This window comes from Psychrobacter sp. TB55-MNA-CIBAN-0194, from assembly GCF_040309505.1.
Classification (GTDB): domain Bacteria; phylum Pseudomonadota; class Gammaproteobacteria; order Pseudomonadales; family Moraxellaceae; genus Psychrobacter; species Psychrobacter fozii.
The window spans coordinates 1-269 of record NZ_JBEOOW010000327.1 but is presented as its reverse complement, the minus strand read 5'-3'; the positions used below and the strand labels follow the sequence as shown (position 1 = coordinate 269).

Sequence of the window (269 nt, the reverse complement as noted above, 5' to 3'; positions counted from 1 at the left end):
GCATAAATAACTTTACCATCTCACTTATTAAAAGAGACATTACCATGACAATTCGCACCCGTGTTGCCCCGTCGCCAACTGGCGACCCGCATCTTGGCACCGCTTATATCGCCTTATTTAATTACTGTTTTGCTAAACAGCAAGGTGGTGAATTTGTACTTCGCATTGAAGATACCGACCAAGTACGTAGCACTGCCGAGTCAGAGCAAGCAATTATGGATAGTTTGCGTTGGTTAGGACTCGAGTGGGATCATGGCCCAGATGTGGGC

1 protein-coding gene is annotated in these 269 nt (G+C 46.5%); it reads left to right on the top strand.

Annotation, left to right across the window (positions count from 1 at the left end; translation table 11 throughout):
* Positions 1 to 44 precede the first annotated feature (44 nt).
* The coding region (locus tag AAEY75_RS15330) for a glutamate--tRNA ligase family protein (RefSeq protein WP_352260064.1) at positions 45 to 269 on the top strand (225 nt) is incomplete at its 3' end.